Source organism: Salmonella sp. SAL4457 (assembly GCF_046548235.1).
GTDB classification, from domain to species: Bacteria; Pseudomonadota; Gammaproteobacteria; order Enterobacterales; family Enterobacteriaceae; genus Salmonella; species Salmonella enterica.
Map to the genome: position 1 here is coordinate 1 of NZ_JBGDZO010000016.1, position 4,670 is coordinate 4,670.

General features: G+C 50.6%; 7 protein-coding genes and 1 pseudogene. 3 read left to right on the forward strand and 5 right to left on the reverse strand.

The window, feature by feature from the left end:
• Positions 1-366: 366 nt before the first annotated feature.
• From ACLJNW_RS22925 to ACLJNW_RS22940, 4 genes and pseudogenes are all read right to left on the reverse strand, one after another.
• Positions 367-600, reverse strand: a complete 234-nt coding sequence (locus tag ACLJNW_RS22925; protein WP_000137388.1) for an MbeD family mobilization/exclusion protein — start codon at positions 598-600, stop codon at positions 367-369.
• A 6-nt stretch (positions 601-606) separates the two neighbouring features.
• Positions 607-1,167, reverse strand: coding sequence for an MbeB family mobilization protein (locus tag ACLJNW_RS22930; protein ID WP_000067488.1), 561 nt, complete (start codon positions 1,165-1,167; stop codon positions 607-609).
• Positions 1,168-1,537: 370 nt separating this feature from the next.
• Positions 1,538-1,855 (reverse strand): annotated as a pseudogene (locus tag ACLJNW_RS22935) (nuclease); the annotation flags it as partial.
• On the reverse strand, positions 1,845-2,168 hold the full coding sequence (locus tag ACLJNW_RS22940; RefSeq protein WP_001677263.1) for a MobC family plasmid mobilization relaxosome protein: 324 nt from the start codon (positions 2,166-2,168) through the stop codon (positions 1,845-1,847). The gene ACLJNW_RS22940 and the pseudogene ACLJNW_RS22935, both read right to left, overlap by 11 nt.
• Positions 2,169-2,230: 62 nt before the next feature.
• Between ACLJNW_RS22940 and ACLJNW_RS22945 the strand changes: the two genes are divergently transcribed.
• The 3 genes from ACLJNW_RS22945 to ACLJNW_RS22955 all read left to right on the forward strand — a co-directional run bounded on the left by ACLJNW_RS22945 (position 2,231) and on the right by ACLJNW_RS22955 (position 4,272).
• On the forward strand, positions 2,231-2,422 hold the full coding sequence (locus tag ACLJNW_RS22945) for a Rop family plasmid primer RNA-binding protein (RefSeq protein ID WP_000165986.1): 192 nt from the start codon (positions 2,231-2,233) through the stop codon (positions 2,420-2,422).
• Positions 2,423-3,091: 669 nt separating this feature from the next.
• Positions 3,092-3,241 (forward strand): hypothetical protein, encoded by a 150-nt coding sequence (locus ACLJNW_RS22950; RefSeq protein WP_032194431.1) that lies wholly within the window; start codon positions 3,092-3,094, stop codon positions 3,239-3,241.
• 191 nt (positions 3,242-3,432) lie between these two features.
• Positions 3,433-4,272: a hypothetical protein gene (locus ACLJNW_RS22955; RefSeq protein ID WP_001354646.1), complete on the forward strand. Its 840-nt coding sequence runs from the start codon at positions 3,433-3,435 to the stop codon at positions 4,270-4,272.
• Between the two features lie 35 nt (positions 4,273-4,307).
• Here the strand turns inward: ACLJNW_RS22955 and ACLJNW_RS22960 are convergent.
• Positions 4,308-4,670: hypothetical protein (locus tag ACLJNW_RS22960; RefSeq protein WP_252283512.1), on the reverse strand; the 363-nt coding region annotated here is incomplete at its 5' end.

Sequence of the window (4,670 nt, forward strand, 5' to 3'; positions counted from 1 at the left end):
AACGCGTTCAGCGCGATCACGGCAGCAGACAGGTAAAAACAGCAACAAACCACCCGAAAAACTGCCGCGATCGCGCCTGGTAAATTTTAACCTCATGCATAGTTATGCGCGAAACTGAATGACGATCAGTTTCGCACGTTCCAGCCGTCGAACGGGGCAAAATGGGGAGGTTTGGATATTGTTAATGCTAATGTACGTACATTAACATTGGCGCCATCCGGGTAGGGCGTGCCACAAACTGGCTCGATTTCAGGGGGTACCCCGGTCACATCCCCATTGACGGGCCACGCCAGATCCGCGCTTCGGGTTCCTGCTCTTCATGCCAGCGCCGGGCAAGCTCCTGCGCCTGACGCTCCTGTTCATCCCTTATCTGTTGTTCGTGATAAATAACCGACTCAAGCGGTCGACTTGTCCGGCTAATAGCTGCACCTGCTGACTCAAGTTCACGACACGCTCGTTCAGTATCGCGTTGTTCTGTTGCGTAACCGCGTGCATCTTCTGCAATTCTGCGAAGGCGCTCTCCCACTCGTTCAGCCGCCGCATATAGTCCTGTTGCAAATGCTCTAAGGCGTTCAGCAAATGCCCTTCCAGTTCCGTCATACTCGTTTACTCCCTGACCAGCCTCACGGCGTTCTTGTCGCCCACCGTCCAGGTGTTTTCCCCTTTCACCCCGTCCGGCAGCACCAGAAATTTCCCGTTCTCGCCATTGACGAACGTCACCCCCCAGGTTTTTGCCTCGAGTTTCGCCAGCGTGTTTTCCTGCTCTCTGATGGTCAAGATATTTTTCGCAATCCTGCTTTCCTGCCACTGAATCAGCCCCCAGCACCCCAGGAAAATGCCGCCCGTGACGCTGAGCGCGGTCAGCGCCGGAAACAGTACCCGCCCTTTGATCACCTGCCAGAGCAGGTTTTTCTGCTGCCGGGACAGTTCGGCCTCTGTGGTGCTGAGCTGCGTGCTCACGGTGGTGCTCAGCGTATCCAGTTGCTGTTTCACGGATGTTGTATGTTCGCTGATAGCGTCTCTGATTTTCTGCCTGTTTAAGCTCAGTGCCTTGTCTACAGACTCTTCTAGCTTCCTGAACTCGCTGTTCAGCATGTTCTCGGTAGAAGCGGCTCGCTCTTTCAGTTTCTTCTCGAAGTCCGTTCCCATTTGTAAAAGATTGCTCATACAGCGCCCCCTTTAGCCTGAGATTCCGCCCCCCCTCCGGGTCGGCAATACTGATACTGCTTCTGGTTGTCCTCACCACCTCAAAACCTGCCGCTGTGAGCGCCTCAGTGACATCCTGACGCGTTTTTATTGCTCCGGCACGGTAAAGCGCCTCAAGACCCCGTGTAATCGCTTCTGCGGCCTCCTGTTTCGCTTTTGGCAGATTATTCGGTGTGACAAGCGTCCGTCTGTTCTCCGGTGCGTTCGGGTCACGCAGCCCGTAATGATGATTAACCAGCGTCTGCCAGGCATTTATCCTCGGCCTGTCCGCACGGTCGTAGTACGGCTGGAGGCGCTTACCGCTCTGTAGTTCCATGTTCGGAATGACAAAATTCAGTTCGAGCCGCCCCTTATCCTGGTGTTCCACCCAGAGAATGCTGTACTGGTCTTTTTCGAGACCGGGCATAAGAACACGCTCAAAGCTCGTCATCACTCTTTCGCGTTCACCCGGCGGTAACTCCTTCTCCGCGAACGACAGAACGCCTGACGTGTATTTCTTCGAAAATGGCGTGGCATCAATGAGTTCCCGGATTTCTTCCGGGTTACCCCGGAGCACCGTTGCGCCTTCGCGGTTACGCTCCCGCCCCAGCAGGTAATCGACCGGGCCACTTCCACCGCCTTTCCCCCTGGCATGAAATTTAACTATCATCCCGTCCCCCCTGTTCCCTGACAGCCTGCCGCAACTGGCGCAATTCACCCTCGATGGCCATCAGAGCGGCCACCACATGAACCCGGTCAATCGAAGACCAGTGGCCGCTGTTCACCTTCCGGGCTGTCTGGTTCAGATTGTTCCCGATGGCAGCCAGATGCCGCAGCAATGGCGGCGATAGTGTCGGCAGTTTTCCTGTGCGCGCAACCGGCTCCCCCAGACAGACCCGCCGCATCCATTCTGCCAGTCGTTTACCCTCGCAGCGTTCCAGTAACCGGGCGTGCTCCTCATCGCTAACCCGTATCGTGAGCATCTTCTCGCGTTTCATCGGTATCATTCCCCCTAAAAAATCCCCTATTAAGGAGCCTTAAGACCATGACCAAACAGGAAAAAACAGCCCTTAACATGGCCCGCTTTATCAGAAGCCAGACGCTGACCCTGCTGGAAAAACTCAACGAGCTGGACGCGGACGAACAGGCAGACATCTGCGAATCACTTCACGACCACGCCGACGAACTCTACCGTAGTTGCCTCGCACGCTTCGGCGATGACGGTGAAAGCAACTGAAACATGCAGCTCCCGGAGACGTTCACAGCTTGCCTGTGAGCGGATGCCGGGAGCAGACAAGCCCGTCAGGGCGCGTCAGCGGGTTTTAGCGGGTGTCGGGGCGCAGCCCTGACCCAGTCACGTAGCGATAGCGGAGTGTATACTGGCTTAACTATGTGGCATCAGTGCGGATTATAAGAAAAGTGCACCATATGCGGTGTGAAATACCGCACAGATGCGTAAGGAGAAAATGCCGCATCAGGCGCTCTTCCGCTTCCTCGCTCACTGACTCGCTACGCTCGGTCGTTCGGCTGCGGCGAGCGGTATCAGCTCACTCAAAGACGGTGATGCGGTTATCCACAGAATCAGGGGATAACGCCAAAAGAAACATGTGAGCAAAAGGCCAGGAACAGGAAGAAGGCTGCGCCGCTGGCGTTTTTCCATAGGCTCCGCCCCCCTGACGAGCATCACAAAAACAGATGCTCAAGTCAGAGGTGGCGAAACCCGACAGGACTATAAAGATACCAGGCGTTTCCCCCTGGAAGCTCCCTCGTGCGCTCTCCTGTTCCGACCCTGCCGCTTACCGGATACCTGTCCGCCTTTCTCCCTTCGGGAAGCGTGGCGCTTTCTCATAGCTCACGCTGTTGGTATCTCGGCCCGGTGTAGGTCGTTCGCTCCAAGCTGGGCTGTGTGCACGAACCCCCCGTTCAGCCCGACCGCTGCGCCTTATCCGGTAACTATCGTCTTGAGTCCAACCCGGAAAGACACGTAAAAACGCCACTGGCAGCAGCCATTGGTAACCGTTTAGAGGAGTTAGTCTTGAAGTTATGCGCCGGTTAAGGCTAAACTGAAAGGACAGATTTGGTGGCTGTGCTCCTCCAAGCCAGTTACCTTGGTTCAAAGAGTTGCTGCTCTGAGAACCTTCGAAAAGCCGCCTTGCTGGGCGGTTTTTTCGTTTACGGACAAGACTACCTTCAGGATCGTTAGATCTCAAGACAATCATGCATAGTGAGCATACACAGGAGCCGAACTTGCTTACACTGTTCATCTTTTTTGTTTTATTAATAGCTGCATGTTTCTTTTGTTTTGCTCCACCACGAAGAGGATATGACAGAAATGAGATCATTCCATACAAAATAAAACTATCAATAAATAAATATCGCCTTTACATATACTCATCGGGAAAGGTAAGACAATACCTTTTATTTTTAGTTATTTTATCACTGTACTACTCCATAGCGGAACCATTTAAGTCTGAGTTAATAAAAAACATATCATATTCACTGATGGCTGCATTTATTTTTGATACAGGGCTTAATTTTAGCAAGGAGAATATAACTAAAGGAGTGATTTCAACAAGGTGGCATAATGACCTATATTCATCATTTGAGAGAATGAAAGCAATTAATAAAATTTACTACCCATCCAACAAAGAGATAAACACAGAAGGTCTATCCAAAGCCATCACATCATCTCTTTTCAATGATGACGCGAACTCGTTCGCAAAGAGAGATTTTCGCTTGATGTGGGACTTATCTTCTGAAAAATATCTTTCCTATAAAGAAATAATAATAAGAAAAGGCGATAAGCTTGACGCTGTATGCTTGAGATTTATAAATGATGACTACAAGTTTTTAGTTAATTTCAACAGAGATGAAGAGGTTTTCAAATACTTTCCATCTATAATGCAACCTTCACTCAAAACATATAGAGCGTTATCAAGACTAGTAAACTCAATCAAAGATCCTTCTAGATTTAAGTTCACGACAGAGTCATTAGAAATGGAGTTACTAGAATACTTAGAGTTAAGAAATGAATTATTCAATGACATAGAAGAAGTAATGGGTAGCTATGCTCAGAGGGCACCATAGTTCATGATAGCCCTCGATAGTACTTACTTATATTTTTAGAGAGGTTTAAGTGTAAGTAGAGGGAGTAACACCTGGTTTTTCAGCATCCACTCCAATGAATGCTGACACCGATACGCGATAATTCTCTTTATCGTAGCAAAATCATCCTCCAGATTGCGGTTGAGAATAGGTTCATGGTGCGCAATACGATTGCGCAGTTTTCTCACGGGACTTGTTAGCAGTAATGCTTCCCCCCGGGGACAAACGACAGAGATATACAACAAAGGCCCGCAATTAAAATACTCCGTATTTACCATAACGTCGCATTGCGCGTACCGCTTAAACGCGTTCAGCGCGATCACGGCAGCAGACAGGTAAAAACAGCAACAAACCACCCGAAAAACTGCCGCGATCGCGCC

Bases quoted from the DNA above. Each gene is read 5' to 3' on its own strand.
- ACLJNW_RS22940 (WP_001677263.1), bottom strand. From the start codon at position 2,168: ATGCTCACGATACGGGTTAGCGATGAGGAGCACGCCCGGTTACTGGAA.
- ACLJNW_RS22925 (WP_000137388.1), bottom strand. From the start codon at position 600: ATGACGGAACTGGAAGGGCATTTGCTGAACGCCTTAGAGCATTTGCAA.
- ACLJNW_RS22945 (WP_000165986.1), top strand. From the start codon at position 2,231: ATGACCAAACAGGAAAAAACAGCCCTTAACATGGCCCGCTTTATCAGA.
- ACLJNW_RS22930 (WP_000067488.1), bottom strand. From the start codon at position 1,167: ATGAGCAATCTTTTACAAATGGGAACGGACTTCGAGAAGAAACTGAAA.